Genomic DNA, 26,536 nt, shown 5'->3' on the forward strand with positions numbered 1-26,536 from the left:
AGCCCACTATTGGGCACAAATACGAGAGAGAGTCTTGATGCTGCTTTTAGCTAACTTAGTTTCTGCTGGTTTAATCAGCAATTCGTAAACTTTTGGAGATAATATACGCCATACACGTCTATGCGGCTGATACACTAACTGGTTAAACCTGCTAAGGGTTTCCTCAACTTCTTCTGCAGATAAAGCTGTTGAGTAGCGGTGCAATGGTTGACCGGGCAAGTGAAGAATTACTTCTAACCGGTCGTCTAAAATAATAGGATAGATTACTGCTGCTTGGGAATCAATCTGGTCAATTTCGATGAGATTAGGATTCAAGGGAACTATCTCACGGAAGTTATTGAGTTCAGTCAAATGGAGAGATTCAATAATCTGACGCACTTTTATCAGATTGTGCTGCTTAGAGCCAGTTTCTTTACAGTCCAAAAGCAACCCGATAAACTCTTTATAAACACTCTCTACAATCTCTCTAAAATAAACCAGTATAGCTGGATTTATCCTAGTTAAATCACTCCCTAATAATTGGATAGTATCAAAAGCTTTGGCGTAACCAGACGATGCTCTTTGAGTATCTCCTTGAGCTGCGAGTAAACGAGCTTGGATATTTAAAGATTGGGCAAGAAGAGCTGAGTGTTCTAGAGAGTTTATCTTATCTGAATTTGCTAATATATCCAAACTTTCTGAAACTGCCTTATTTGCCTGATCGAACTGCTCAAGTTGCTGATAAGCAATTGAAATATTGCTCAGGAGCATGGCTTGTTTGAGTTCATAGTCTTGAATCTCAAAGGATAGAGCTGCTTGTTTCCTGGCTCTTGCTGCCTCAGAGCGCTTATTTGCACTGTCAAGTCTTACAGCTAGTTCAGATAGCTGCGAGACATATTTAACTTCTTCCTTTGCCTGGTCACGTTCTATTTTGGCAGAATCAACCTGGCGATTCGCGTTTATCACTCTAATTGCTGCTATTTTTACAGAAATTCCAGCTCCCAATAACGCTAAAATTAAGACACCCAACCCGAAAAGCATCTGTCGTTTGGCTTTCCGATTCGCTTCAGTTAGTACCAGATTTCTCTTCTGGGCTGCTTCCCTATCCTTCCTCTCTCTCTCTAATTCCGCATCTCGTTCCTTTTGAGCGATTTGCTCCTCTATCTGCTTTTTCTCACTTGCTGCCAGAAACTGTTGATCCTGATAACTTAAATTTTTACCCTTTGCCCAGGCTTGAGCATTCTTTAGAGTTTGACCCCGCAACAACAGTGACTGATCCTGACAATCCGAGGCCACCCAAGCCCTAAAGGCTTCCGAATAGGGACGTAACTGGGCTAATTCTTGGTTAATCCAGTCCTGATTAAAGACTTCACGGTAGATCGGGTTATAGACTTTAAGCACTGGAGAGGTTCCAAGTCTGTGCTTGACCACTAACCCAGATAACTGTAACTTGCCCTCTTCAAAACTGTTATTAGCAACAACTTCCCCCTGTTGCCACACCTGCTGATACAATTCCAACAAATAGGCAGCCCGTTGCTCATTACAAAGAATGCGTTCGCGTAGCGGCTCTGAAAGAGCATCGCGTATGGTCTTCAAGTGCTCTGGTTCATCGGTAGCTTCCCAGTTGTCAATAAAATGCGATCGCACTAACCTCTCAATCCATGGCTTCTCCCTCTCCCCCCTTGTTAAGGACTTCTCAATCCACTCCTTCTCCCCCCTTGTTAAGGGGGGTTGGGGGGGATCGAAACTTGTTAAGGGCTTCTCAATCCACTCCTTCTCCCCCCTTGTTAAGGGGGGTTGGGGGGGATCCCAACACCCAGAACTCACCTTCTCAATCCATGGCTTCTCTTTCTCCCCCCTTGTTAAGGGGGGTTGGGGGGGATCGAAACTTGTCAAGGGCTTCTCAATCCACTCCTTCTCCATCTCCCCCCTTGTCAAGGGGGGTTGGGGGGGATCCAAACTTGTTAAGGGGGGTTGGGGGGGATCCAAACTTGTTAAGATTTGGGGGGGATCCCAACACCCAGAACTCACCACCAACTGACAGAGCTTTTGAGTAAGAAACGGTTGTCCTCCTGTCCACTTGACTATCTCCTCGATCACGGCCTGGGGATTACTGACATGTCCCTCCAATCCCCTGACTAACGGCTCAACTTCATGGAGTTGAAAGCCATGTAACTCAACAGCTCGTCCAATATTAAACGGGGTGCGGTCTTTATCTGCTATTAAATCCCCCGGTGTCGCCACCCCCAACAGCACAAAACTGATGCGATTATAGGCATAATTTTCCGCCCGTTTGTTATAACAGGCTCGAATTAGGGCAAAAAAGTCATCTTTAAACGCCAGTTGCAGAACGCTATCAATTTCATCAATAAAAATAACAATCGGTTCGGCAATTTGGATCAGTAAGACTTCTTCGATAAACTCCCGAAAAAGCTGTACTGGGGGAATATCTTTGTGGTCATTGAGCCAGCTCCGAAATGATAATTTTTCTTGTAGACCGAATCGGTTAATCAGAGTTTTGGTTAAGCCGCCATACCATTTCTCTGGGGTAACCTGTTGGGTTCCTAATTCCGTAATATCAATGGATGCACAAGCCACCCCCTGGTTTTGCAGCCGTTTCATGGTTCGCACTCTCAGGGAAGACTTCCCCATTTGGCGGGAATTCAAGACATAGCAAAACTCTCCAGCCAGCAACTGCTGATAAAGTTCCCCGTCAGCCGTACGCACCACATAAGTAGTAGCATCCGGTGGTAGGCATCCCCCAACCTGATAGGCTCCTGTACTCATGACAGTTCCCCTAGGTGGTCTCTAAAATACTGTCGATATAAATTACAACTGAGCCTGACCTGATTGCCCTGCTTTTTCACTAGCCCCATGCTGTAAAACTTATAGGCTGCTATCAAGTCCAGATGCACAGGAGCGTTAGCATCAATCACCTGTAACAGTGCTTTGGCCAAGTCTGGGTGTGGTTGCAGCATCCGCCACAGATGTCGGAGGTGGTTAGCGTAGATGCCAGCATCTGTAGGAGCGGCTTGCAACAGTTGCGCCAGGGAGTGATTACCGTGGATTTGGCAGTGAGATAAGGCTTGCTGTACCAGATCAGGATGACCTCCCACCATCCCCATCAGTTGCTCCACAAGGGATTCACTCCAATCCTGTCCATGTTGTCGGGCTAATTCCTGGACTTGTTCGGGGGTAAATTCTGGTAACTCAATCGGCACTCCCACATTAAACGGGGATTCATTAATATTGAGGGGGATATAAACATCTGTGGAATGGACAACCACCAACCGCAACCGTTTCCAGACCTGTTCCACTTTCCCCCGTTCGTGCCACGCCCTCAGCAATCCCAAAAATTCTGAAGCTACCTCAGGGTAGGGAAACACTCGGTCTACTTCATCTAGGCATAAAACCACGGGAGCGCCAGCTTCAGGCAGAAGATAGTTCTCAAAGTATTCGGTACAATCCACTTTAGCGGTGGAAAAGTCTTCATCCCAATAATCTCTCAACCGATTCGGTATCTTCAAACTTTGACCAACACTGATACAAAACCACTTGAACAATCGATCGACATCGGTTAAGTCATTGCTATGGGCTAAGTGGAAATTTACATAGGCCTTTCGGTAGCCCTTCTGGGCAAGCTGATCCAACATTCTCACCATCAGCAATGTCTTCCCCATCAGCCTCGGGGCTTTAATCCTGACTAAGGCACCGGGACCTAAAAGGGCTTGATAACAGGAGTGTTCAATGGGAGGACGTTGGACATAAATCAATGAAGAGTTTTCTTCAGGGCAGTGTGTGATCACTACTTCTGAGTTTACTGTCCCATGGTCTGACGTATCATTGCCAGTATTTTCGTCAAAGAATGGGATGGCGTTCCAGTCTTGCCCCAATTTTTCACTAATTTCTTGAAAATGCAGGTTATATACAGCTTTCCCATTCAGATAATTACTGACAGTTGATAGAGATAGTAATAACTCGTCAGCTAAATCTTTCTGGCGAGGGAAACCGTTGCGTTGAACCGCTAATTTTACCTGGTCAATATACTCTGGGCGAACTCTGAGTGAGCGTGGCATGGTCTCGGTGAGATGAGCTACTCAAACTATAACGCTCTTGCCTAGGGAGTTAGCCCAACTCAGGTACAACTCAGGCATAACTCAGACCCGGTGGTGCGTTACGGGGCGGGCTGTCCAAATCCTGACTACGAAGCGGAAAATGAGAACCCCCCCCTAACGCACCCTACTGGACTGGCACAGCTAAAATAGTGCAATAGATTTTTGTTAAAAACCTTAATTTACAAGGGATAAGGGATTTTACTAAAGCACCAAATTAGCTGTGCCACGCCACTACTGGAATGGCACACCTATTGCCTATTGCCTATTGCCTTTTGCCTATTGCCTATTGCCTATTGCCTTTTGCCTTTTGACTTTTTTTATCCTACGGCAAATTCGGTCAACTTACGTGCGTTGGGGTCATGATAACCGATGACAATTTCTGACTTAGGTACTCCCAATTCTACTAGCTCATCGGCGACACCCACCTCAGTACCATCATGTTGAATCCAGATTTTTTCTCCCTTGATATCAATATGGATCAACGAACCACAAACTCGGCGGTCACCTGACCAGCCAACTGTTACTAGTAAATAATGATCATCGTCGTGGTCAAACACTGTAAATTGTTCAATCTCACCATAAGAAGGTACAAACTGGTTATGTCGAGCTAATACCTGCTGAATCCATTCCCGATACTGGTTCAATCGTTCCACTGTACAACTACCTCCTCATTTGGGTCAAAAACAAGTAGTTTTACCTTATACTCTTTTACGCTTATTCGCCATTTTCAGTGGCACCGTATCTAAGGAAGGCGCATTTTTTAAAAAATACATCCACAACTCATCCAGTTGCTCTAACTCCTCCAACTGTTTCTCAAACTTGGGTAGTTCTACAAACACTAATTCTAAGGGATTTTATACGTAGCTGATGTTGGTTATTTTTTGTCGTAACTGGAAATGAGAGGTTACCATATTATGCTCAGCAAACATAATAAAATCGGTAATCGTCAGAGCAATCACCGGTTTGAGATAACGGTAGCCTTCCCCTTTACCTAACTGTAGGGAGTAAGCTTTCGTAGCGTTATATAAAACTCGACCAGCAAAGGATTCTACCACTGTATTTTATCATATAAATTACTTAACGATACACAAATGTTTTGATTTCAATCTTTACTCTTGCCTATTGCTTCTTTAATCTTGCTTATTGCCTGTTTCCTGTTGCCTGTTGCCTATTCTTTCCCGATTCCCGATTCCCGATTCCCGATTCCCGATTCCCGATTCCCGAATTTAATAATTGTTTATTGTTACTTATAATAGTATTAATTAAAATAAATAGTGATAATATATCAAAAATTTGGATTAAAGCGGTTAATACTGATTTAATATGGGAAATTATTTACATAATTGCATCGATACTATGCTCTAATCCCATCAAGCCAAAATTTTTTGTATTAAAAAATACAAACAAAACCTCCATCCAAGGTAATTCTTAAATCGGTAAAGTTAATCGTCTCTTAAACTATCCCTTGATCAAAAACTGATCAAAAAGGGCTCAAATGAGACTAAGTCAGGACAAACGACCATGACGGTATCGGAAGATGAGCAGAAGAACTACCAGAATTCTGAAGCTGGTATTTCCTGATCTGTTATCTCTGTGTGCCATATTGTCATCAATTTGTCATAAATTAGTGACATACCTAAAAAGAGACCGTAGTCGTGTTGACTTGATCCAGAGGTGCGACCCGTGGCGAATTTAATAATTAGATGCGGAAAGCGCACCTATCAAAACCCTGATTGAGTGTGAGGAAACCCTGTGAACAGATCAAAAAATTTGTGGCTCTCTGTGCTAAAATCGCCCACCTTGTTTGTTGGGGCAACCCTATTGATTTCATCCTCAGCAGTAGCAGCAACTGAGGAAGCTTTGCCAGAAGAGACAATCTCTCAAGAATCGGCTGTCAACCCTAACACTACAGTAGAAACACTGACAGTAGAAGCAGCCCCTGACCTCACCTCCATAACTCAGTCTGTTCTTCCCTCTGATCTGCCATTAGTCGCTGATGCCTCTACTGGGGATACGGTGGAGCTCAGTAATTCTACTATCAGTAATTCTGCTAGTGATTCAGTGACCTCATACGGTGACGAGGAAACTGCACAAGATGACTTGATGGGACCGGTGACTGGTGTTTCTCAACTAAATGGAAACACTGTAGAGGATGACTCTATGGAACAAGTCACTAATGTGTCTCAACTCAGAGACGTTTCTCCTGGAGATTGGGCTTATGAAGCATTACGCTCTTTAGTAGAACGCTACGGCTGTATTGCTGGTTATCCCAATGCTACCTTCCGAGGTAACCGAGCCTTGACTCGCTACGAATTTGCTGCTGGTTTGAATTCCTGTTTGAACCAGATTGAGCGTTTACTGGGGGGCGTTACTGGAGATTTTATCACCCGTGAGGACTTAGAAAGTCTACAACGGTTAATACAGGAGTTTGAAACAGAACTGGCTACCCTAGGGGCACGAGTAGATAACCTAGAAGGACGAGTAGCGTTCTTAGAAGACCATCAGTTTTCCACTACCACTAAACTCAAGGGTGAGGTAATCTTTGCTCTAGCTGATGCTTTTGGAGGGGATGCTGATGATGTTCAAACCGTTTTTCACAACCGGACTCGTCTCAACTTCGTAACCAGCTTTACCGGTAAGGATGCGCTCCTAACCCGTCTCCAAGCTGGGGATGTACCAAGGTTGTTCACAGGGGCTGGTGGTGAGCTGGCCGGAACTCAAGAAGGTCGCTTTACCTACGATGGACCAACTGGTAATGACGTTATTATTGATATCTTGCGCTATAAGTTCCCGCTCGGGGATAAGGTAACGGTTCAACTGTTGGCTAACCGAGCACTCCATCACTATTACGCAGATACCGTTAACCCTTTCTTTGAAGGTCGTGCTGGTGGTTCCAATGCTATTACCCGTTTTGCTGAACGTAATCCCATCTATCGGATTGGGCCGTTTGGTGCTGGTGCTGCTCTTGCCATCAAGCCCATCAAGGATGTTCGGATTGATTTAGGTTACATCTCCAACACCGCTAGCAATCCTCAAGAAGGCCAGGGTCTATTCAATGGCAACTTTTCTGCGATCGCTCAGTTGGTTTATGGTAGTGATTTCAAAGTTGGATTCACCTACATTCGGGGTTACGAAGATAATGCTGATGGACGACCCCGTTTAATCCTAGGGGGTACTGGCACGGCCCTGGCTAATCTCAATCCAGCAGCCTTGGGGAATGCTACCAGTTTAGGCACGGTTGACTTTGATAGCGCAAAAGTCGAAAGTAACTCTTTCGGTGTTCAAACCTCTTTGAGACTTACCCCCAACATCGTACTCAATGGCTGGGCAGGCTACACCGATGCTGAGTTGATTGGCTTGGGTGATGCTGAAATTTGGAACTTTGCTGCTGGTATCGCTTTCCCCGATTTGGGCAAAAAAGGTAATCTCGCCGGAATTTTTGGTGGTGCGGCACCAACCCTCAGAGGACTGGATTTAGATGATGGCAACAGTAACTTTGACAATGATTTTGCCTACCAGGTTTCAGCGTTCTATAAGTACAAACTCAACAACAACATCTCGGTCACTCCTGGTGTAGTTTGGCTTTTGAATCCTAACCAAAGTTCTGACAATGATGATGTAGTCATCGGTACCCTCAGAACCACCTTCACCTTTTAATTTTTAGGCTGGATGTCCGGCGCTCTACCTATGGTTGGTGAGCGTCGGGATGAAAGCTGAGCTATAAATATTTTGAGCAATTTGTCAATAAAAAAAAGCGCTCCCCAAAAAGAGAGCGCTTTTTTTTAACTTAGCTGATTAATCCAAGTTGAGATTAACCGTTGATTGCTGGAGCAGTCAAAGCTACAGGAGTAGCTTCAGCCGCAGCTAGGTCTAGAGGGAAGTTGTGAGCGTTACGCTCGTGCATTACCTCGAAACCTAGGTTAGCCCGGTTTAGTACATCAGCCCAGGTGTTGATCACGTGACCTTGTGAGTCAATGATGCTCTGGTTGAAGTTGAAACCGTTGAGGTTAAATGCCATGGTGCTGATGCCCAGTGCAGTAAACCAGATACCGATTACAGGCCATGCACCCAAGAAGAAGTGCAAGGAACGGCTGTTGTTGAAGGAAGCGTATTGGAAGATTAGACGACCGAAGTAGCCGTGAGCTGCAACGATGTTGTAAGTCTCTTCTTCTTGACCGAACTTGTAACCATAGTTCTGAGACTCAGTTTCGGTGGTCTCACGCACTAAGGAGGAGGTCACCAAAGAACCGTGCATCGCAGAGAACAAGGAACCACCGAATACACCAGCTACACCTAGCATGTGGAACGGGTGCATTAGGATGTTGTGCTCAGCTTGGAACACGAACATGAAGTTGAAGGTTCCGCTGATACCTAGGGGCATACCATCGGAGAAAGAACCTTGTCCGATTGGGTAGATCAGGAATACGGCGCTAGCAGCTGCAACGGGTGCGCTGTAAGCTACGCAGATCCAAGGACGCATACCTAAGCGGTAGCTTAGTTCCCACTCACGACCCATGTAGGCAAATACACCAATCAGGAAGTGGAACACTACTAGCTGGTAAGGACCACCGTTGTAGAGCCACTCATCTAGGGAAGCAGCTTCCCAGATTGGGTAGAAGTGTAGGCCAATGGCGTTAGAAGAAGGAACAACAGCACCAGAGATGATGTTGTTTCCGTACATTAGGGAGCCAGCAACGGGCTCGCGGATACCATCGATGTCCACAGGAGGAGCAGCGATGAAAGCAATGATGAAGCAGGTGGTAGCAGCAAGCAAAGTTGGGATCATTAAGACACCGAACCAGCCTACATAGAGGCGGTTGTTGGTGGAGGTGACCCAATTGCAGAACTGAGACCACACAGAGGTATTGCTCTGTTGTAATACAGTAGTCATGTTCTTATGATTGCGGGTATGAATATGAAGTTATCGAGGTTCGTCCGGCTTGTTTGCGCCTTCATGTATTTATATTAAGCAATATATTTAGTTTTGTAAAGGGTTTTTCGAGTAATTGCCCTTAGCTATATTAAATAATGTAAATAAGTAAAACTTATATTAGATAAGTATTGACATTATGTTATAATAGTGGTAATGATTAGGTTTAAAAATTTAGATTTACCTCAGCAACACCAGGAAACGCTACATTTATCTATTGATTTATACTTTCTTAATATCTTGGCTTTTTCAGAAATCCGAAGTGCTCTGTTTTCCCTTGACTGTGACTGTCCCGATTGAAATTGGTTGACTAGATTACATTGGTGGAGTTATGGCTTTAGTTAAATTGGCCAGCGTCAATGTATCAAATTCTACCGAAGTTCCTCCAAAAATCTACTATGTTCAATGAATTATGATGAAACCTCATACACCTTAGACAAATCATGCGGATTGAGCAGTTGCAGGCATTTCTGGCAGTCACCCAGACAGGTAATTTTGGACAAGCGGCACAAAAATGCGGCGTAACACAATCGACTATCAGTAGACAAATTCAGTCTCTCGAAAGCCATTTGGGTATGCCACTGTTTCATCGCACTGCTCACGCCAAGTTGACTCTTGCAGGGGAACAGCTGTTACCCCGTGCTCGTAAAATCTGTCAAGAGTGGCAAACTGCTACCCAAGAATTAGCAGATTTGATCGCAGGCAAGCAGCCAGAATTGTGTGTAGCAGCAATCCAATCAGTCTGCGCTCACTATTTGCCACCGATATTAAAGCAATTTTGTCGGGCCTATCCTCAAGTGCAATTACGAGTGACTGCCCTCGGAAGCGATCGCTCTTTGAAGGTACTGCGAGATGGTCTAGTGGATGTGGCCATTGTCATGAACAATCGCTTTTTGACCACTAGTTCAGAGATGGTAGTTGAGGTACTCTATGAAGAGCCGATCCAAGTCCTGATGGCATCAGACCATCCCTTAGTCAACTATCAACCAGTGCCCTGGTCAGAACTGATTAAATACCCACAAGTAGTCTTTAAAAGTGGCTACGGGATGCAACGTTTAGTACAGCAGCAGTTTGCCCGGCTAGGGGCTAATTTGCGGGCAGTTATGGAGTTAAATACCCTAGAAGCATTCCAAGGAGTAGTGCGCCAAGGAGAATTGATTGCCCTATTGCCCAAATCAGCCGTGATCAATGTACAGCAAGACTCTACTCTGGCTGTACGATCCCTCGAAAAACTACCAGAATCCGTGGCTAGCTCCAACAAACTAGTAGGTAGCGTCTCTGCCTTGGATTCCAAGTGGACTCGTCAGGTGGTCTTGGTCACGACTCGCGATCGCTTAGAGATTCCACCAATTCAGCATTTTTGTAAACTGGTGCGTCAGCTGGACATGCCAACAGTTCAGGCTTGGAACGTCCAGCTGCCAGCCCTTGCTCAAGCTTGATCACTGTTTCCAGCTTTGGACTAATCACTAATGAGTAATGCCTTCAGGGAATTATTAAAGAAAGTGGGCAGTGGTGTACACACTGGGAAAGCGTTAACTCGTGAGGAAGCCACCACTGCAATCCGCCTCATGTTGACACAAGAGGCTACACCAGCGCAAATTGGAGCATTTATGATTGCCCACCGCATCAAACGACCGACCAGTGAAGAACTGGCAGGCATGTTGGATGCTTATGACCAACTTGGACCAAGGTTAGAACCCTGGGACATCAACCATCGACAAGATGCTTCTCGGTCACTTTCGTCTGCTTCATCCCTGGGGATTACAGTGTTAGGAACACCCTATGATGGACGAAGCCGTACTGCACCAGTCACACCCCTGACCGCCTTAGTCTTAGCTACTGCTGGGGTACCTGTGGTCATGCATGGGGGAGATTGTATGCCCACTAAGTATGGAGTCCCCTTAATTCAGATTTGGCAGGGATTGGGCATGGATTTCTCCCAACTTTCTCTGCCCCAGGTGCAACAAATATTGGAGAGAACTGGCTTAGGATTTATCTATTTACCCCAGCATTTTCCCCAAGCTCATCAGTTAGTTTCCTACCGCGACCAAATCGGGAAACGTCCACCCATAGCAACCATGGAAATTCTATGGTCTGCCTATAGGTCTGGTGATCAAGGAGAAACTCATCATGTTGCCGGGTATGTTCATCCACCTACAGAAAATCTGTTTAGACAGACATGTCAGCTGCGTCTTGTCAAGAATTTTACCTTTGTCAAAGGCTTAGAGGGTAGCTGTGACCTACCACGCGATCGCACTGCCATCATAGCCATTAGTCAACCATCAGCCAGTCAAGGGTTTGAGCGTTTGCTACTCCATCCGAGTGAATACGGTTTGGCTGGCAAGGAGTTACCGTTTGAGTCAACCACTACACTGCTGGCACAGTACCAGGAAATCCTAAAGGGTAAATCCAACCCATTGATGCCAGCCGCTATCTGGAATGGTGGGTTTTATCTGTGGCGTTGTGGTATTTGCCAAGATTTAACAGCAGGTCTGGCCAAGGCTGAAGATTTATTCACCAGTGGTAATGTGGAGCAAAAATTTAACGAAATTGTTGATTACTTACACAAGCTTCAATAAACAGAAGGTAAGTATTCAGCTATCAGCTATAGCGCGTGTCGCGTATCAGCTATCAGCTAATGAGTCACAGGCTAGAAGCCTGTGCCACGCTACTTGATGTGATCCATGAGCATAGGGCAAGCTAAACCGAACAGCTTTTGAATAAAATCGGTAAGCATTGGAATAATGCTGCAGTGTTGTCACAGGACTTGTGGCCTGTGTCATAAAGCTGACTGCTGACCCCTAGTGGTAATTCAAAATTCAAAATTCAAACAAACTTCAAAATAAAGAAAATCCGTTCGCGCAGCGTGGCCTACGGCCTTAATTTGGCAATTTTTTAATTCTGGGTACAAGCCCCCCGGGTAATTAAAAATTAAAAATTAAAAATTAAAAATATAGAATTGTCCGAATCATTTTGAATTAATAATTTTGAACTTTGATAGGGAGCGCTTTAAGCAACGTGACCTACGGTAAGCGCGACTTGTGGTCTTCAATCAGTGGCGGGTACAAGCCCCCACTGATTGTCATTTTGAATTAATAATTTTTAATTTTGAATTGGAGCGCGTTAAGCAGCGTGACCTGCAGTAAGCGCGACTTGACTGCTGAGAGCTGTTCGCGCAGCGTGCGCGTAGCGCATATGCTTACAATACTCAACCAAATTACTGAACCGACGTTCTTGCCGGAGGTGGCGCAAAGGTCGGAGACAATTCGGAGGGATATTGATTAACAGAAATACAAGTGTTTAGAGCCTTGTCAGGGCTAGCGACATTGGCACTATTCAAGCCAATAACACATTCAGAAAATTCCTCTGGCAGGAGGCTACGACGGCAGTGATCCAGCACTGAGTTAGCATTTATGTTTTCAATCTGCTTGTCAATATCAATCACACAGCTAGCCAATTCCAAAGGTCGTCGGACTCGTGTACAAGCACCTAAAGCTTTTTGGCCTGCTAATGAGGTCAGTACCTTGATTTTCAGTACACACAACGATAAATCCTCAGGTTGTAGTGCCTCTGAACAAGCTTGTGATGCGATTTCTGAAGTGATATTGGCCGCTTTGAGATCTTTGGCACACAAAGCAAATTGATTCCCAGCAGTGGCAGCACCATTAGGAATCCCTAGGGTTACTAGGCCAGCAATTGCCAACTGAGTAGTACAAAATTTCAATAAAGATGTATGTCTAAACCTGCTTTGCTGCTTCATAACTAGTCTTAGTCGATAAAATTTTATAAGCTACCAATTATAAACGCTCAATTATAAACAATCAAGGTATTGATTATTTTAGACGTTGATTAGGGTTCCGTGGTAAATCCATCACTAACTACCAATCAACCTAGCTCATTTTTGACAACTTGCTATGATAGTCGATATTTTCAACCCCTAATCTGACAATTAGTCATTCTTTGTAAGCTATCCCTTAGGGATATCTAATCTGTTTATACGTATGCTTATGCGATTCTACCAATTTTTAAGTCAAACAGTTCGCTCACTTTACTCTAATAGCCAGGGGACTGTACTCCTAATGCTAATGGCATTGTGTGTCAGCTGCTCCCCAAAAGAATCCCCTGACCTTGAGTTAGAACTAAGTGTGAAAGCAGCCAGTCGTCCTGGTGCGTATACTGTATCCGGTACTAGTAATCTACCTAACCAAAGTCAAATTGCTGTAGCTGCTATTCGTTATTTGCGTCCGACACAACAGCCTTTATTTGGTTCTAACCCCCTAGGAACCTATTCCATTTTGGATCGCCAAGTTGTTGAAGTAAACGACCAGGGTCAATGGCAAGCTAGGCTTAAACTATGGGAGGTGGCACCAGATGGTCGCCTTCAGGAAGCTTGGCAAATCAATCAATCACAAGGACGATTCTCAGTTAGCCCCAATAATAGTGTCTCTTTCGTAGCTACCTATGAGCCCTATGGTCAGGTAGGAAGAACTGAAGAGCAACAGCCACAGATTCCCAAGATGGAAGGTGACCTCGTCCGATTTAATAATGATGGTCAAGCTTACGTAAAGGCCAGTTACACTCTACCGATAGGGCTACCTAGTGGCAGGAAATCAGTACCTAGCATTAGGGCAGCAGAACGCAATGGTGGCTGGGGAAACCGCTCAGAACTTAAACCCCAACCATCGGTTAGTGGTAGTATTCGCCCACTAACCAATTTAACTAATCAAAACAATACTCCACTCTCGCCGTCAGAGTTTTTCCGATAAGACAAAACTTTGATCTTAGTTGATTGTTAATGGTCATGGTTCATGGTTGGTCACTATCAAGCCTGAACCATGAATAGTACTCAGAATAATATTCATAATAATACTCAGCCAAACTGTGCACGCTCTTACAGACATACCTTAACAGTTTTATTTAATGAGCGCTATTATCGTCTTTTGTTGGCACTTTTTGTGGAAACGATCATGGTCATCTAAATCGTGACAATCCAGTAATTAGCTAATGCCAAATTAATCCATTTATAAATCGAGGTTATAATTTTAAATTACAAAGGCAGAAATGGTAAACTAAATTCAGCAATTTTTAATCATTATCAACAGTAAACTATCTATACCTAACTTTCTGGATTAAATTCCAGTAGATGCTTTTTAGCTTATGGTTGGATAACAATGCACCCTAATCGTCTAACAACTTGTATTAAACCTTCTTAAGCATTTACAGACCAGGACTTAACAAGTTTTTTGGATGGGCTATTCCCTACAGGTACCTCAATCCCTTGACTTTTATGTGTGCCATCAAGGGCGGATTGTAAAGAAGCCATCTGAGTCATAATTGTTTGAAGTTGAGTGTTGAGTTGCTCTAGCTGCTCGGGTTTTGGTGAACTTACTTCGATAGGTGGGGTAACTACAGGTTTTGTGCGCACAAAACCTAGAAACGTTTGTGCTGAGGCAAACTTATGGGTTACATCCTCTACAGACCTTGTAGCAGTTGTTATGGAAGGCTCTTCAACAACATTCGAACTAGTCACTATAGTTTGAAATACTGGCTGGAATTCAAGGCTGTTATCCTGAGTTTCCGTAAGGTTTTCTGTAACGTTTTCTGTAAGGTTTTCTGTAACGTTTTCTATAACTTTGTCGGTAAGGTTTTTAGTAAGGTTTTCCGTAACGTTTTCTGTAACTTGTCTATGGGTTTCTGCCTCATCTATAAAATCATTGAGTCCAGAAGCTGCCAAACTCGACAGCGAAAGCTTAAGGTCTTCTAATTCTTTTTCTTTTGCCTGGATATCCTCAGCTAGAGTGGAAACTTTGTCCTGAGTTTGAGAAAATTTATGGGCGGAGTGTTGCCACCCTGAAATTGCCAAACTGGCTACACCGACTCCCAAACTTAAGGCTCCAACCAACCCTAGGTAAGGGGGAGCAAGATCCTTAATTTCACCATCCATCCACTGTTCTCCCTGAATGCGAATGGAGACTGGTTGTGAGCCAAAAATTGCTACTGGTAAGGACAGTACTGACAAGACCGCTGCGGCAAGAAGAACGGGTTTGAAAAGAAATTTATTCAGAGGAGAGCCTGACATGTTTTATAGTTAACTGTTAAAACTACTCGTGTTACTATTTACCTCAAGGGCTGTGAGAGAAATTCCGCATGGTACGGTTTTTTCACTCTGGTTAGCATCTTGAGGTGCGACCCGTGATGGCCAGGGATTGCTCGCCATCACGGAAAGCGCACCTCATAGCGTTTCCGTAGTGACTAGGATAGACTACATGCTTTGATTACCTGCTGCACTTTTTGCTTCTACTAAAGTTAACCACGTGTATCAGTGATTTTCCGTAAATTACTTATGAATAGTCCTACCAGATTGTAAATTTTCTGTGAAGTCTTTACAAAGGTTAGCTTAGATAGGCCATTTTTCGAGCCAAAATGGCGGCAATCAGCAGCCAAAACCAGTTTATCCCAACTAATCCGGATGAAACGGCTCTAATTAGCAAAAAAGCTGCTTTCAGCCAGTTTTTTAGGTAGCTCCTAGTCGAAAAGTCTAATCCCTGAGATCGGGCTCCTGTAGGTTAAAATCACTAATACCCAAATCGGTGTGTCACAGGTGAACACCCTGATCACGAATGGGCTGAAGCCATCAAGAGTAATTTAGATAACAATTTAGATCACTATAGTGATGGTGGTATTATGCCATCACCAAGACTACATGCGATCGCTAACTCGGGAGTGGCACTCTTGTTACGGAAAACAACGTTACTTACTCATAATAGCAGTTCTCAATTGGCTGAGGTACCTCGTCCTGGGTTAATGGGAATAGGGAATAGGGAATACCTAGGCAGCACTGTCTTGGGGAGCTAGTTGCTAATCTGACTCCTCATCTCCCCACACCTGCCACACCTGCCACACCTGCCACACTTCCCATATTATCCCCATTTCCCCACACCTGCCGCGCCCCCGCCTCAGACTATTCCGTGATCCTAAGCTCCCTATTCCCTTCACGCAGCCTTATCAATTAACGTTTCATCAATCGCTGTCATCAACAACTGATTTACAGATATCCCCGATGCTTTCGCCATAGAAGCAATCACACTTTTAGGAGAAAAAGAACAATACAACCCTGCTTCTATAAACCAAGGTTGCCCTTGTTGGTCGATACGGAATTGACACTCCCCACGATTAGAAATCGGGGGATTCTTGGTTCACGGACTTGTCTTGCTCAACCAGGCCGGAACCAGGTTTAGTAGAGGACAAATCTCCCCAAGCGTTTTTATAAGTTCCGGTGTGCCCCACCGTACTCAAGGCTCTATTAAGTATATTTTTGGCGGCGTTGTGGTCGCGTTCGCGTAGCGTCGCCTTCGGCGAATCTAATCTACATCCACATTTACAGACATGAGTCCTGGTCGATAAGGACTTCTTTACCACTTCACCACACTCAGAACAATTTTGGCTTGTATAGGCAGGATTAACTGCAACAGTGATCCGACCAAACCTTTGACCAAAATGCTCCAACCACTCCCGAAACTGACGCCAACCTGCATCATTTATAGATTTAGCAAGGCAGTGATTTTTCACTAAGTTTTTGACCTTTAAGTCTTGCCTTACGGCACGCTTCGCGAACGTAGGCGACTAGGTCGTTAGACCGGATTACGCAACGCGCCGGAGACGAAACCTTAGAATAAAGAAGCCTTAATAACAAAGATTTAACCCTTTTATGCATAGCCGACTAACCATAAAGGCTTCTTTATTCTTACGGTAACTTCTAACCAGTCTCTTGGCGTGTTCTTTACGCTGCCTACTTATCTTAAGATGTGCCCTGCCTAATCTATTTCTGGCTTTCCGTCGGTTGGCTGTTCGCGAAGCGTGGCCTACGGCCTTACCTTTCTTTTTTCGGGATACTCGTCGCTGGCAAAACTTTACACGTTTTTCGCTTTTTCGGTAAAACCTAGGATTTGGTTCGGTGCGGCCTTCGGAATCCGTATAGAATTCTTTCAATCCTACATCTAATCCGAGAGCATAACCAGTTACTTCCAGATTTTCATAGTTGTCTACTTTTACACAGAACTGGACATAATAGCCATCAGCTCTTTTTACTATTCGTACCCGTTTGATCAGCTTTTGGTCGAACCACCATAAATCCCAGGTTCCCTTGAGTTTGACTTTCCCAATACCTTTCTTGTCGGTGAATTTTAGGGATTTTTTATCTGGGGACAACTTCCATCCAGACTGCTTATATTCAACCGAGCGATAATGTTTCTTGAACTTTGGGAAACCTTTCTTGCCGGGAACGTTCTTTTTGCAATTCTCGAAAAAACGCGCTACTGCTCGTTCTACGTTTTCCACAGACGCCTGGCAAGCATGACTATTGAGGTCTTTAACGAATTTAAACTCGTCTCTTAACTGAGTGTTGTAGCGATACAGTTCTTTTTTGCCAATTCCTTTATTGTCGATCCAATAACGAAGCACCTTGTTGCGGACAAATTTTGATGTACGAATAGCTTCGTCTACAGCTTTTTTCTGGGATTCTTTGAGAACGGCTTTGAACTCCATCACCAACACTTTAATCACCTCCTTGACTAGATTTTGCGTATACTTGTATAGTATATACACAAAATCTAGTTAATGTTTAGGACAAAGTTAAAAATAAATTCAAATACAACAAAAACATTGTTTAATAGTGTAAATACCACGTAGTATGGTGTCCCAAGTCCCGCCGGCCAGTACTTGTGGGAGAGGTGGAAGCAAAATTAAAAGAACTCCTTCACCAAATAGCAAAGGAGATTCAAGTCGAAATCATTGAACTGGAAGTGATGCCTGAGCATGTTCACCTACTCTGTGAATGCGAACCTCAGTTTGGCATCCACAGAGTGGTTAAACGATTTAAAGGGGCAACCAGCAGGTACCTAAGAGTTCAATTTCCTCACTTGAAAAGTCGGTTACCTACCTTGTGGACTAATTCTTACTTTCTGTCCACAGTTGGAGGAGCACCACTTGAGACAATCAAAAGGTACGTGCAAAATCAAAAAGAGGTAATGGGAATAAATTCCTGTTCGGGCTAACCCCATAAATGGAATTTAGGGGCTTGCGCCCTCAGGGTTTCCGGTCAAAAAGACTGTAGTGCCGACAGCCCAACGCCTGATGACACATCTTAGCTACTGCCTGAACTGGCTTGGTTACAGGGTCACTAGGGTCTAGCATCCAAGCCTTAACACCATCCTTAGCAGTCAAACTCAAGTTGCCATCTTCTGTTCGTTTTAGTTTATCCTCATAGTTGCGAATCGGGTGGTCATGGGGATTCACCAGATACTCTTCCAGGGGTAAACCCACGAGCTCACGGTATTTGACAAAGATTCCACATCTGACTCCCCGACCCAGTTCGATGTACTCTTCGACTAAAACCTGATCTGAATGTTCAAACGCTGTTTTTAGGGCAGCGTCATAGTCAGCGATATTTTTGACTAAAGCTACTGCGCAAGAATTGTCAGAACTAGAATGAAATCATTTAGGATGTTTCAAAAACTGATCAATTCCATAGACTGCCATTCCTGCAGCCATACCTGGAAGCACTTCATAAATAGCACTGGACAAATCAAGTCCTAAATTCCAAATCAACGCTGTAGCAATCCCAATTCCCATCATTGCGATCGCTGTGATTAGATTGACTGGTCGCTGCCAAACTCTCAAGATTAATAAAGGACCCAAACCTGAAGCCAGAGCCGACCAAGAAAAAGTTACTAAAGCAAAGACATTGTTATTGCCAAATAAGGCCATCGCCAAAACTACTGCTGTTACAGTTAGGGTTCCTACCTTTGCCAATTTGTAGGATTGAGCTGCAGTGGGAAAAATATCTTGGGTTATGGCAGCTGAACAAGAGAGTATTTGAGAATCTGCTGTGGACATAGTGGCGGAAAACAGCCCAGCGAGCATCAATCCCACCAAAACCACTGGTAACAATTTCAACGATAGGTAAGGAAGTGCCAATTCTGGATCCCCCGAAGCCAACAAATCAGGCATCAGCACTCGCCCTGCTAAGCCAATCCCCATCGCCGAGATAGAGGTTACTAACCCCAAAGCAGCTTTGAGATTTCTGGCAAAAGCAATGTTGTCGGCTGAGTCAATTGCCATAGCACGCACCATAATGTGGGGTTGTCCCACCACACCAAAACCAGCTACTACCCAACCGATAAAGAAAGGTGCAAATCCCCATGGTTGCTGAGAAGAATTCCAGTTGATTAAGGCTGGATCAATGGCTGCCAAAGATTGCCACAGTTGCTCGGTTCCACCACAACTCGCAACCGCCACCACTAACAACAGTAACAAGGAACCGATCATGATTGTTGCTTGTAGGGCATCGGTCCAAATTGAGGCGCGAATTCCCCCAGAAAAGCAGTAGATAACTACAATTACTGCTCCTATAATGATGCCTAAATTATAGTTCCATCCGAACACCGCATTGAGTGCTTTGCTTCCTGCTACCAGTTGGGCTGCGGCGTAGGAACCTAGAAATATAATGATTATTATAGCAGAGATAATGGCAATTAAACGGGACCCTTTCATATTTTGACTGAGAAAGGAGGAGACGGTATCTGAAGCAGTTTCCTCAGAGAGCTGTCTCAACCGTTTGAAAATAAAATACCAAGCAAGATAGTCTCCAATTGCCCAACCAATGGTCAGCCACAGGGAGGAAATGCCTATTTTGTAGGCAAAACCGACTTGAGCGATGAACAAGAAGCCACTTTGACCAGTTGCCATTGCCGACAGTGCTGTCAGCCAAGGGTTGACATTGCGACTAGCCAGTAAATAATCGGTGGTAGTATTTTGTTTGCGGGTTGCGGAGTAAATTCCCACTGCTGTAAATAACAGCAGGAATATGATAAACGTCAGTGCAATCCCAACTTGTTTAGGCATTAGGTTTGTTTAGGGGTTAATCAGTCATTGCTAGGGATGGTTAATCTTATTTACTAAATCTCTGCTGATTTAATGATATAGCACCACAAGTTTTTAATCCTAATACTTCGATGTTGATAAAATAAAATAAATTTTGATAGATGCAGTAGTTAAACTTAACTATTAGCCGATTCAATGGCAGATTTAATAGCCGATCGGCTAGAAATAGCCAAATACCTTTCCACTAAGATTACCACAAAACTGACTAAAGCTAAAAAAGTAAGAGGTTCTGATAAAATCGCCCAACCTTCGAGGGAACTGAGAACAGGAACAATCAACCCCACTAGGCTAGCAAACCCTGAAGATAACTTTTTGAGGCAATAAGTCCAAAGTTCTATACCCAACATTTGACCAACGGCGGCAAGGGCGATGACTGAAAAGCACCCACTTATGGAACTCGGAAAAAGTTGCTCTTTAGCAAAAACAGTAACAGGTAATAGCAATATACAGCTAGTTGTTGAAGACCATGTCATAATCGTCACAGAGTTAAACTTAGTGCGAAGTTGCTCAGCTATTAATGGGTGTACTCCAAAAAATATTGCTGAGACTAACGCTGCTAAATCCCCTACTATTTGTGGGCCTATTCTAAATGAGAACAGCTCATTGATTTCTAGTAACGTAACTCCTGCGATCGCAACAAATATACCCACGATAAATCGACGATCAAAGAGCTGACCAAACCCTAGCCACCCTCCTAAGATAGTAAATATGGGAATCAAATTATGGATAATGCTAGAGTTAGCAACGCTGGTCTGGGTTAAAGACCACGTCCAACATATTGTACCCATCGCTAAAAGCAACCCATCGGCAATCAGTAGCCTTTTTTATGCTCCCAGATGAATTTTCTGTAGTTTAGATTGAGTCTCCTGCTTTTGGTGACCAACATTTAACCAGCTATTGATTATTCCAAAGGCAACAGCGGCAATCCAAAAACGATTAAATGCCGTAGCATTTGGTCTTATTTATCATTCACTCAAACGGATAAAAATTGGTGATAAATACAGACATATTAGGCTACCTATTAAGGCAGCTAAGGAATCTATTGGAAATGAATATAGGTACTGTATCCGTGATAATATACCTTGAGCATTCATGTTATTAAATAGATTTATTTACACCCTAGGTTAAGCATCAAATATAACACCTGTAGCTATTGAATGGGTAGTATAAATTTAAGATAATAATTTCAAGTAATATTTAATTTGGATTTATGCTGCTATTGAAGATATGAGGCTAAAAAACTAGTAAATTCTAGAAATAGCCTCCTATCGGAAATTAGCTGTGCTTATTGGTTGTTTAACTAGTTAACACTAAATTCCATAACTGTCAAACTTGTCCCAGTATAAACAACTTGTTCGAGTTTAAAACCACTCGCTGCAAATAAATCCTTATATTCTTGTTCCGTACGCCAGTAACCCCCTGGATTAGTAATCATCATTTGAACCGCAGCCAAAGCTGGTATAGTTCCATCAGGATATTCTACAGGGGCACCCACAGGAGGAACTAGAGTTTGGAGTAGTATGACCTTACCATGTTTCGGGAGAGCTTCGCGACAGTTAGTTAGTACTTTGATAGAATTTTCTTTACTAAACACCGATAGAAAATACTTCATCACAATTGCATCGGCACCTTTTGGTAAAGATTCCAAAGCACTGCCACCAACAACTTGTACTGCATCATTTACTCCATATTTTGCCAGATTATTAGGAGCAGTTTCTACCTCATTAGGCAAGTCAAATAAAATTCCTTTGCAGCCAAATTTTTTCACAATATTGGCAATTAATGTTCCTTGATTGCCGCCTACATCCATCACGGTTTCAAAACGACCAAAGTCATAAAATTCAAACAACGGTTCAACCGCTTCATTAGTCAAAAAACTCATGGCATTGTTGAAGAGTTTTTTGCTGTTAGGGTTCGCGGTCATATACTCACTGTAAAAATCCTGACTTTTGGCCAGTTCAAAGGGGACTTCTCCCGTCTTCAAACTGTTTTCCAATTCCCGCCAAGCATCCCACATATTCGGCTCAGTAATATGCATTAAAAAGTCAGCGATGGAAGGGGAATTATTATTGCTGATCAAAAGTTCTGATAATTCCGTTGAGGCAAAAACCCGTCCGGGTTTCTCCACGAACACCCCTAAATGGGCTAAAGCCCGCATAACCACATAAAGCTTTTCAACGTTTGTTGACGTTTTTTCGGCAATTTCATCAACGGTTTTTGGCTCATCTTGCAACAGGTTAGGGATTCCTAAACTTGTGGCCACATAAGCACACTGACTTTGCCAGTAACCGTAGATAATTCGGTATATTTTCTTTTTAGCTTCTGATGCAGTTCCTAACATAATTAATTAACCTCTATAATTTTAATGATTATACACGACTACTCAAACGTTCTGCCAATACTTTTAGGTTGGGGTCTTGTATGAATGTAAAATGATTACCAGGAACCATAACTACCTCCATATCAGCTACATCTAAAATAGCGTACATTTCTACCCAAACTAACTGAGGATCAATCCCATGAGGATGCTTCTCTTCTGCCCGAAAAACTGTTACTTTTCCGGGATAAGGCCGACGCTTATAGGTATAAGTTGCTTTTAAAGTACCGATGATGACATCGATAAAGCGTCGATTCTGTTCGCGAGTTGCTTCCTTGGGAAATAACTCTAATTTTTCCGCTTTATCAATAATAAACTCTATTTGATTCTCCGAATTTAAACCAATTATTTCTTCCTCAGTAACTAAATTAGTAATACCAAACATTCCCCCAAAATAACGACTCAATACACCTCTCATGTATAATTTATCGATTTTTTTATTGGGGTCTAATAAGATGGGAACCCAAGGGTCTAACAGAGCTAATAAACTAACCTCTTGTCCCTGCTGAACTAACTGCTGTGCCATTTCAAAAGCAACTACTCCTCCAAAAGACCAGCCACCAATTTGATAAGGACCTTCTGGTTGAAAGTCTCGAATATTTTTGATATAAAAATCAGCCATATCTTCTACTTTCGTGAATACTTTTTCTCCTTCATTAAACCCTTGGACTTGTAAACCATAAAAAGGGATATCGTTACCTAAATAGCGGGATAATTCTAGATAATAAAACACATGGCCACCAGCAGGATGTACGCAGAAAAATGGTGGTTTAGTACCCTGAGTTTGAAGGGGTACCAGAGAAGAAGAACTAACCTTAGTTTCCTGCCGTACTACATTGGCTAAATCTTCTATGGTGGGACTCGTGAAAAGCGTTGACAACGGTAGTTGTTTGTCAAGGTGTTGCTGAATTTTTGCCATTAAACTAACGGCTAAGAGGGAATGGCCCCCCAACTCGAAGAAATTATCTTTCACTCCCACTGGGTTAATATTAAGGAGCTGTGACCAAATTTCTGCAAGTTTTTGTTCGATAGAATCGCGTGGTGCAACAAAATTCTCACTCCTGCTAAAACTAGAAAGATCCGGCGCAGGTAAGGAGCGACGGTTGACCTTCCCGTTGGGTGTTAACGGCAGTTTGGACAACACCACAAAAGCAGATGGCACCATATATTCTGCTAATTTTTGATTGAGATGTTGTTTTAGTTGTGGTATTATTTGCTGAGCTATTTCAGTATTGACTTGAGTGTCTGATAGTTCTGAGTTTGAGGTGGTTTCGGTTTCAGGCACTATGTATGCCACTAGACGTTTATTACCAGGGTTGTCTTCCCTGACCACTACTACTGTTTCTTTGACAGTGGGATGTTGACTGAGGGTGGCTTCAATTTCTCCGATTTCGATGCGGAAACCCCTTATTTTGACTTGGTTATCAATACGACCTAGAAATTCGATGTTGCCATCACGGAGATAGCGAGCCCTGTCACCAGTTTTGTAGAGTCTGCTTTCTCCCTGTTCCCCAAAAGGATCCGGTATGAATTTTTCCGCAGTCAGTTCCGGACGGTTATGATAGCCATTGGCCACACCAACTCCACCAATATAAAGCTCTCCAGCAACACCGATCGGAACTGGCTGTAGTTCACTGTTAAGGATATAAAGTTGATTGTTAGCAATGGGGCGACCGATAGGAGGGAGTGCTGGCCAACTTGTGGCAGCCCCTTGCAAGGTGTAAGCAGAAACCACATGGCTTTCCGACGGTCCGTATTGATTTTGCAGCCTACAGTAAGGTAGTCGGTTCATCAACTCAATTAGATCTGGAGTCACCTGCAACTGTTCCCCTGCTGTCACAATTTCACGCAGTTGCGGCAGATTTTGGCATTGAGGGGCAACTGCAGCCAACTGCTGCAAGGCGACAAAGGGTAAAAATAGCTTATCTATCTTTTTCTGAGCCATGAATTGCATCAACGCCAAGGGATCGCGCCTGACCTCTTGAGAAATTAAAACCAGGATGCCCCCTGAATACCAAGTTGAGAAAATTTCTTGGAAGGATACGTCAAAGCTGATCGGAGAAAATTGTAATGTTCTCGCACCTTGACCAATAATTGCTTCCTGCTGCTGCCACATAATCAGGTTAACTAGAGCCCGTTGACTCATGGCAACTCCCTTGGGTTTACCTGTGGAGCCAGAGGTATAGATGATGTAGCCAAGATTCTTTGGTTTGACGACCCTGCTCAAATTTTCTTCGGAAAACTGGGCGATCGCGTCCCAATCGCTATCCAAACATACCATTTGCCCTTGATACTCTGGCAACGATGTCACTAATGATTCCTGAGTCAGCAATACTGCTACTTTGGCATCAGAGAGCATATACGCTAAACGTTCTGATGGATAGCTAGAGTCGAGTGGCACATAAGCTCCTCCGGCTTTCAGGATTCCTAATAGCCCTACAACCATTTCTAGAGAACGCTCCACACAGATTCCCACTTGCACGTCTGGTCCGATTCCCAACTTTTGCAGGTAGTGAGCTAGTTGATTAGCTTTAGTATTCAACTCAGAGTAAGTCAGCTCTTGGTCTTCAAATACTACTGCTACTGCATCTGGTGTTTTCTCTACTTGGCTCTCAAATAACTGATGGATAGATTTATTTTGAGGGTAATCTGTTTGAGTTTTGTTCCATGCCAGTACTATTTGCTGCTGTTCCCCATCACTCAGCATCGGCAATTTACCCACTGGTGTATCAGGATTAGCGACAAATGCTGTTAGTAAATTCTGGAAATGTTCGGCTATTTTAGCAACAGTTTCCGCTTCTAATATATCAGTGTTGTACTTAAAGTAACCCAAACTATAGCTTTGTAAATCCGTTACTTCTAAGCTCAGTTCAAAATCTACTTTTTGTTGTGGAATTTCGTAGTATTCTATGTCTATTTCTTGGGCATTAAATAACTTATCCAGTTGGGAATAGCCAAAAGCTACTTGACAGATCGGAGGATGACTTAAAGTATAGGATTTTAGCTCTTGAATTAGTAGTGAAAAGGGATAATTTTGATACCTATCTAATTCAAATAATTGCTGTCTGACTTGGTTCAGCAAATCAGTAAATTTAATAGTTGCTGAAATTGCCTGTCTAGCAACTGTAACATTATTAAAATTTCCAACAACTTGTTCAAATAATAGTCGATTGGCTCGCTTCTGTAATAAAGCCACCAGAATATCTTGTTCTCCCGTATAGCGGTAAAGCAGTACTTTAAATACTGCTAATAGAATCTCTTCAATTGTTACTCCTTGGGTTTTGACAAGTTGTTTAAGTTGTTGAGTTAATTCCGGATTTATAGTGAACTTGATGGCAGCACCATCATAAGTCCTCATACTCGGACGAGGAGACGTTGTCGGTAACTCCAACACTGGTAAGTCATCCGCTAAATTCTCTCGCCAATACTTACCAATTTGTTTGCCTTCCACACTATTGATAAACTCTACTTCTTGGTGGATATAGTCTCGGTAAGATTTATTAATGGGTAGTAAATTTGGGGGTTTACAATTTATTGTTGATTCATATATACCTACCAAGTCATCCACTAAAATTAATAAGGACTCCCAATCGGCAGCTATTTGATGAAGGGTTAATACTAAAATATAGTCTGTCGCCGATCGAGTAAATAAACAAGCACGAAATATTGATCCATTTTCTAAATTAAAAGGAAGTTTTATCCGCTGTGATAACTGCTCATTTAATTCCTCATCACTCCAAGATGAAGCATCTATTTTGGCAAGATATATATCAGCAGTGTCTCGGATTTTTTGTATTATTTGTCCATCTTCTTCGTAATAAATACTGCGGAGAATAGCGTGGCGTTCAGTTAAGGCTTGTAGTGTAGTTTCGATAGTTTTAATATCTACAGGGGATTTAATCCTAACTGCGATAGATAGTTTGTCTGATAAACCTGTAGGTTGGAACTTATACAGAAACCAATTTGCTTGCTGTATGTGAGAGGTCGCAAAAGAAATTAAAGTAGACATAACTTGATTACTAATTGTATAGGTTTGCGTTCAATATCTAACCACATAAAAAATATTTATCGTCATCTTGCTGTACTTAAACAGCAAACCATAATCCACGGACTTATTTTTTTTATTTAACTTTTTTATTTACATTTTACTCGAAAATTACAATAAATAAATTTGTACCTTTTGTACAGTATATA

19 protein-coding genes and 2 pseudogenes are annotated in these 26,536 nt (G+C 43.1%); 7 read left to right on the forward strand and 14 right to left on the reverse strand.

What is annotated here, in order from left to right; genetic code table 11:
- Positions 1-6: 6 nt before the first annotated feature.
- The 5 genes from BJP34_RS46475 to BJP34_RS47565 form a co-directional block, all read right to left on the reverse strand.
- Positions 7-2,766: an AAA-like domain-containing protein gene (locus BJP34_RS46475; protein ID WP_070393393.1), complete on the reverse strand. Its 2,760-nt coding sequence runs from the start codon at positions 2,764-2,766 to the stop codon at positions 7-9.
- Positions 2,763-4,055 carry an AAA-like domain-containing protein gene (locus BJP34_RS17140; protein WP_070393394.1) on the reverse strand — a complete coding sequence of 431 codons (1,293 nt, stop codon included), beginning with the start codon at positions 4,053-4,055 and terminating at the stop codon, positions 2,763-2,765. Before BJP34_RS17140 ends, BJP34_RS46475 begins: the two co-directional genes overlap by 4 nt.
- Positions 4,056-4,411: 356 nt before the next feature.
- On the reverse strand, positions 4,412-4,747 hold the full coding sequence (locus tag BJP34_RS17145; protein ID WP_070393395.1) for a XisI protein: 336 nt from the start codon (positions 4,745-4,747) through the stop codon (positions 4,412-4,414).
- A gap of 45 nt (positions 4,748-4,792) precedes the next feature.
- Entirely contained in the window at positions 4,793-4,933 is a 141-nt protein-coding gene (locus BJP34_RS47560; protein WP_229424415.1) for an Rpn family recombination-promoting nuclease/putative transposase, read from the reverse strand.
- 15 nt (positions 4,934-4,948) lie between these two features.
- Positions 4,949-5,149, reverse strand: coding sequence for a hypothetical protein (locus BJP34_RS47565; RefSeq protein WP_229424416.1), 201 nt, complete (start codon positions 5,147-5,149; stop codon positions 4,949-4,951).
- Between the two features lie 60 nt (positions 5,150-5,209).
- Between BJP34_RS47565 and BJP34_RS43535 the strand changes: the two genes are divergently transcribed.
- Positions 5,210-5,347, forward strand: a complete 138-nt coding sequence (locus BJP34_RS43535; RefSeq protein WP_158517267.1) for a hypothetical protein — start codon at positions 5,210-5,212, stop codon at positions 5,345-5,347.
- Positions 5,348-5,846: 499 nt separating this feature from the next.
- A complete protein-coding gene (locus tag BJP34_RS17155) occupies positions 5,847-7,751 on the forward strand; it encodes an iron uptake porin (RefSeq protein ID WP_168166514.1) in 1,905 nt (634 codons plus the stop codon).
- 154 nt (positions 7,752-7,905) lie between these two features.
- Here the strand turns inward: BJP34_RS17155 and psbA are convergent, their stop codons facing one another.
- Positions 7,906-8,985, reverse strand: a complete 1,080-nt coding sequence (psbA, locus tag BJP34_RS17160) for a photosystem II q(b) protein (RefSeq protein ID WP_070393396.1) — start codon at positions 8,983-8,985, stop codon at positions 7,906-7,908.
- Between the two features lie 482 nt (positions 8,986-9,467).
- Between psbA and BJP34_RS17165 the strand changes: the two genes are divergently transcribed.
- On the forward strand, positions 9,468-10,463 hold the full coding sequence (locus tag BJP34_RS17165) for a LysR family transcriptional regulator (protein ID WP_070393397.1): 996 nt from the start codon (positions 9,468-9,470) through the stop codon (positions 10,461-10,463).
- Between the two features lie 30 nt (positions 10,464-10,493).
- A complete protein-coding gene (locus tag BJP34_RS17170) occupies positions 10,494-11,603 on the forward strand; it encodes an anthranilate phosphoribosyltransferase family protein (protein ID WP_070393398.1) in 1,110 nt (369 codons plus the stop codon).
- Between the two features lie 638 nt (positions 11,604-12,241).
- Here the strand turns inward: BJP34_RS17170 and BJP34_RS17175 are convergent.
- Positions 12,242-12,748, reverse strand: a complete 507-nt coding sequence (locus tag BJP34_RS17175; protein WP_158517268.1) for a hypothetical protein — start codon at positions 12,746-12,748, stop codon at positions 12,242-12,244.
- A 361-nt stretch (positions 12,749-13,109) separates the two neighbouring features.
- Between BJP34_RS17175 and BJP34_RS17180 the strand changes: the two genes are divergently transcribed.
- On the forward strand, positions 13,110-13,790 hold the full coding sequence (locus BJP34_RS17180) for a hypothetical protein (RefSeq protein ID WP_149031018.1): 681 nt from the start codon (positions 13,110-13,112) through the stop codon (positions 13,788-13,790).
- Positions 13,791-14,233: 443 nt separating this feature from the next.
- On the opposite strand, the gene BJP34_RS17185 is transcribed toward BJP34_RS17180, so the two are convergent.
- Positions 14,234-15,103, reverse strand: a complete 870-nt coding sequence (locus tag BJP34_RS17185; protein ID WP_070393401.1) for a hypothetical protein — start codon at positions 15,101-15,103, stop codon at positions 14,234-14,236.
- Positions 15,104-15,708: 605 nt separating this feature from the next.
- Between BJP34_RS17185 and BJP34_RS43540 the strand changes: the two genes are divergently transcribed.
- A complete protein-coding gene (locus BJP34_RS43540) occupies positions 15,709-15,879 on the forward strand; it encodes a hypothetical protein (protein ID WP_158517269.1) in 171 nt (56 codons plus the stop codon).
- Positions 15,880-16,197: 318 nt separating this feature from the next.
- Here the strand turns inward: BJP34_RS43540 and BJP34_RS47570 are convergent.
- Positions 16,198-17,568: pseudogene (locus BJP34_RS47570) on the reverse strand (RNA-guided endonuclease InsQ/TnpB family protein).
- A gap of 128 nt (positions 17,569-17,696) precedes the next feature.
- On the opposite strand from BJP34_RS47570, the pseudogene tnpA reads away from it, so the two are divergent.
- Positions 17,697-18,077 (forward strand): annotated as a pseudogene (gene tnpA, locus BJP34_RS17195) (IS200/IS605 family transposase); the annotation flags it as partial.
- Between the two features lie 31 nt (positions 18,078-18,108).
- Here the strand turns inward: tnpA and BJP34_RS50055 are convergent.
- The 5 genes from BJP34_RS50055 to BJP34_RS17220 all read right to left on the reverse strand — a co-directional run bounded on the left by BJP34_RS50055 (position 18,109) and on the right by BJP34_RS17220 (position 26,351).
- Entirely contained in the window at positions 18,109-18,345 is a 237-nt protein-coding gene (locus BJP34_RS50055) for a hypothetical protein (RefSeq protein ID WP_324611068.1), read from the reverse strand.
- Positions 18,346-18,516: 171 nt separating this feature from the next.
- Positions 18,517-19,926 carry a sodium/proline symporter gene (locus BJP34_RS17205; protein ID WP_070393402.1) on the reverse strand — a complete coding sequence of 470 codons (1,410 nt, stop codon included), beginning with the start codon at positions 19,924-19,926 and terminating at the stop codon, positions 18,517-18,519.
- Positions 19,927-20,081: 155 nt separating this feature from the next.
- Positions 20,082-20,780, reverse strand: a complete 699-nt coding sequence (locus tag BJP34_RS17210; protein ID WP_324611086.1) for a DMT family transporter — start codon at positions 20,778-20,780, stop codon at positions 20,082-20,084.
- Positions 20,781-21,265: 485 nt separating this feature from the next.
- Positions 21,266-22,306, reverse strand: coding sequence for a methyltransferase (locus tag BJP34_RS17215; RefSeq protein ID WP_070393403.1), 1,041 nt, complete (start codon positions 22,304-22,306; stop codon positions 21,266-21,268).
- A gap of 28 nt (positions 22,307-22,334) precedes the next feature.
- Positions 22,335-26,351 carry a non-ribosomal peptide synthetase gene (locus BJP34_RS17220; RefSeq protein ID WP_070393404.1) on the reverse strand — a complete coding sequence of 1,339 codons (4,017 nt, stop codon included), beginning with the start codon at positions 26,349-26,351 and terminating at the stop codon, positions 22,335-22,337.
- Between the last annotated feature and the right edge of the window lie 185 nt (positions 26,352-26,536).

The sequence above is a fragment of the Moorena producens PAL-8-15-08-1 genome, assembly GCF_001767235.1.
Classification (GTDB): Bacteria; Cyanobacteriota; Cyanobacteriia; order Cyanobacteriales; family Coleofasciculaceae; genus Moorena; species Moorena producens_A.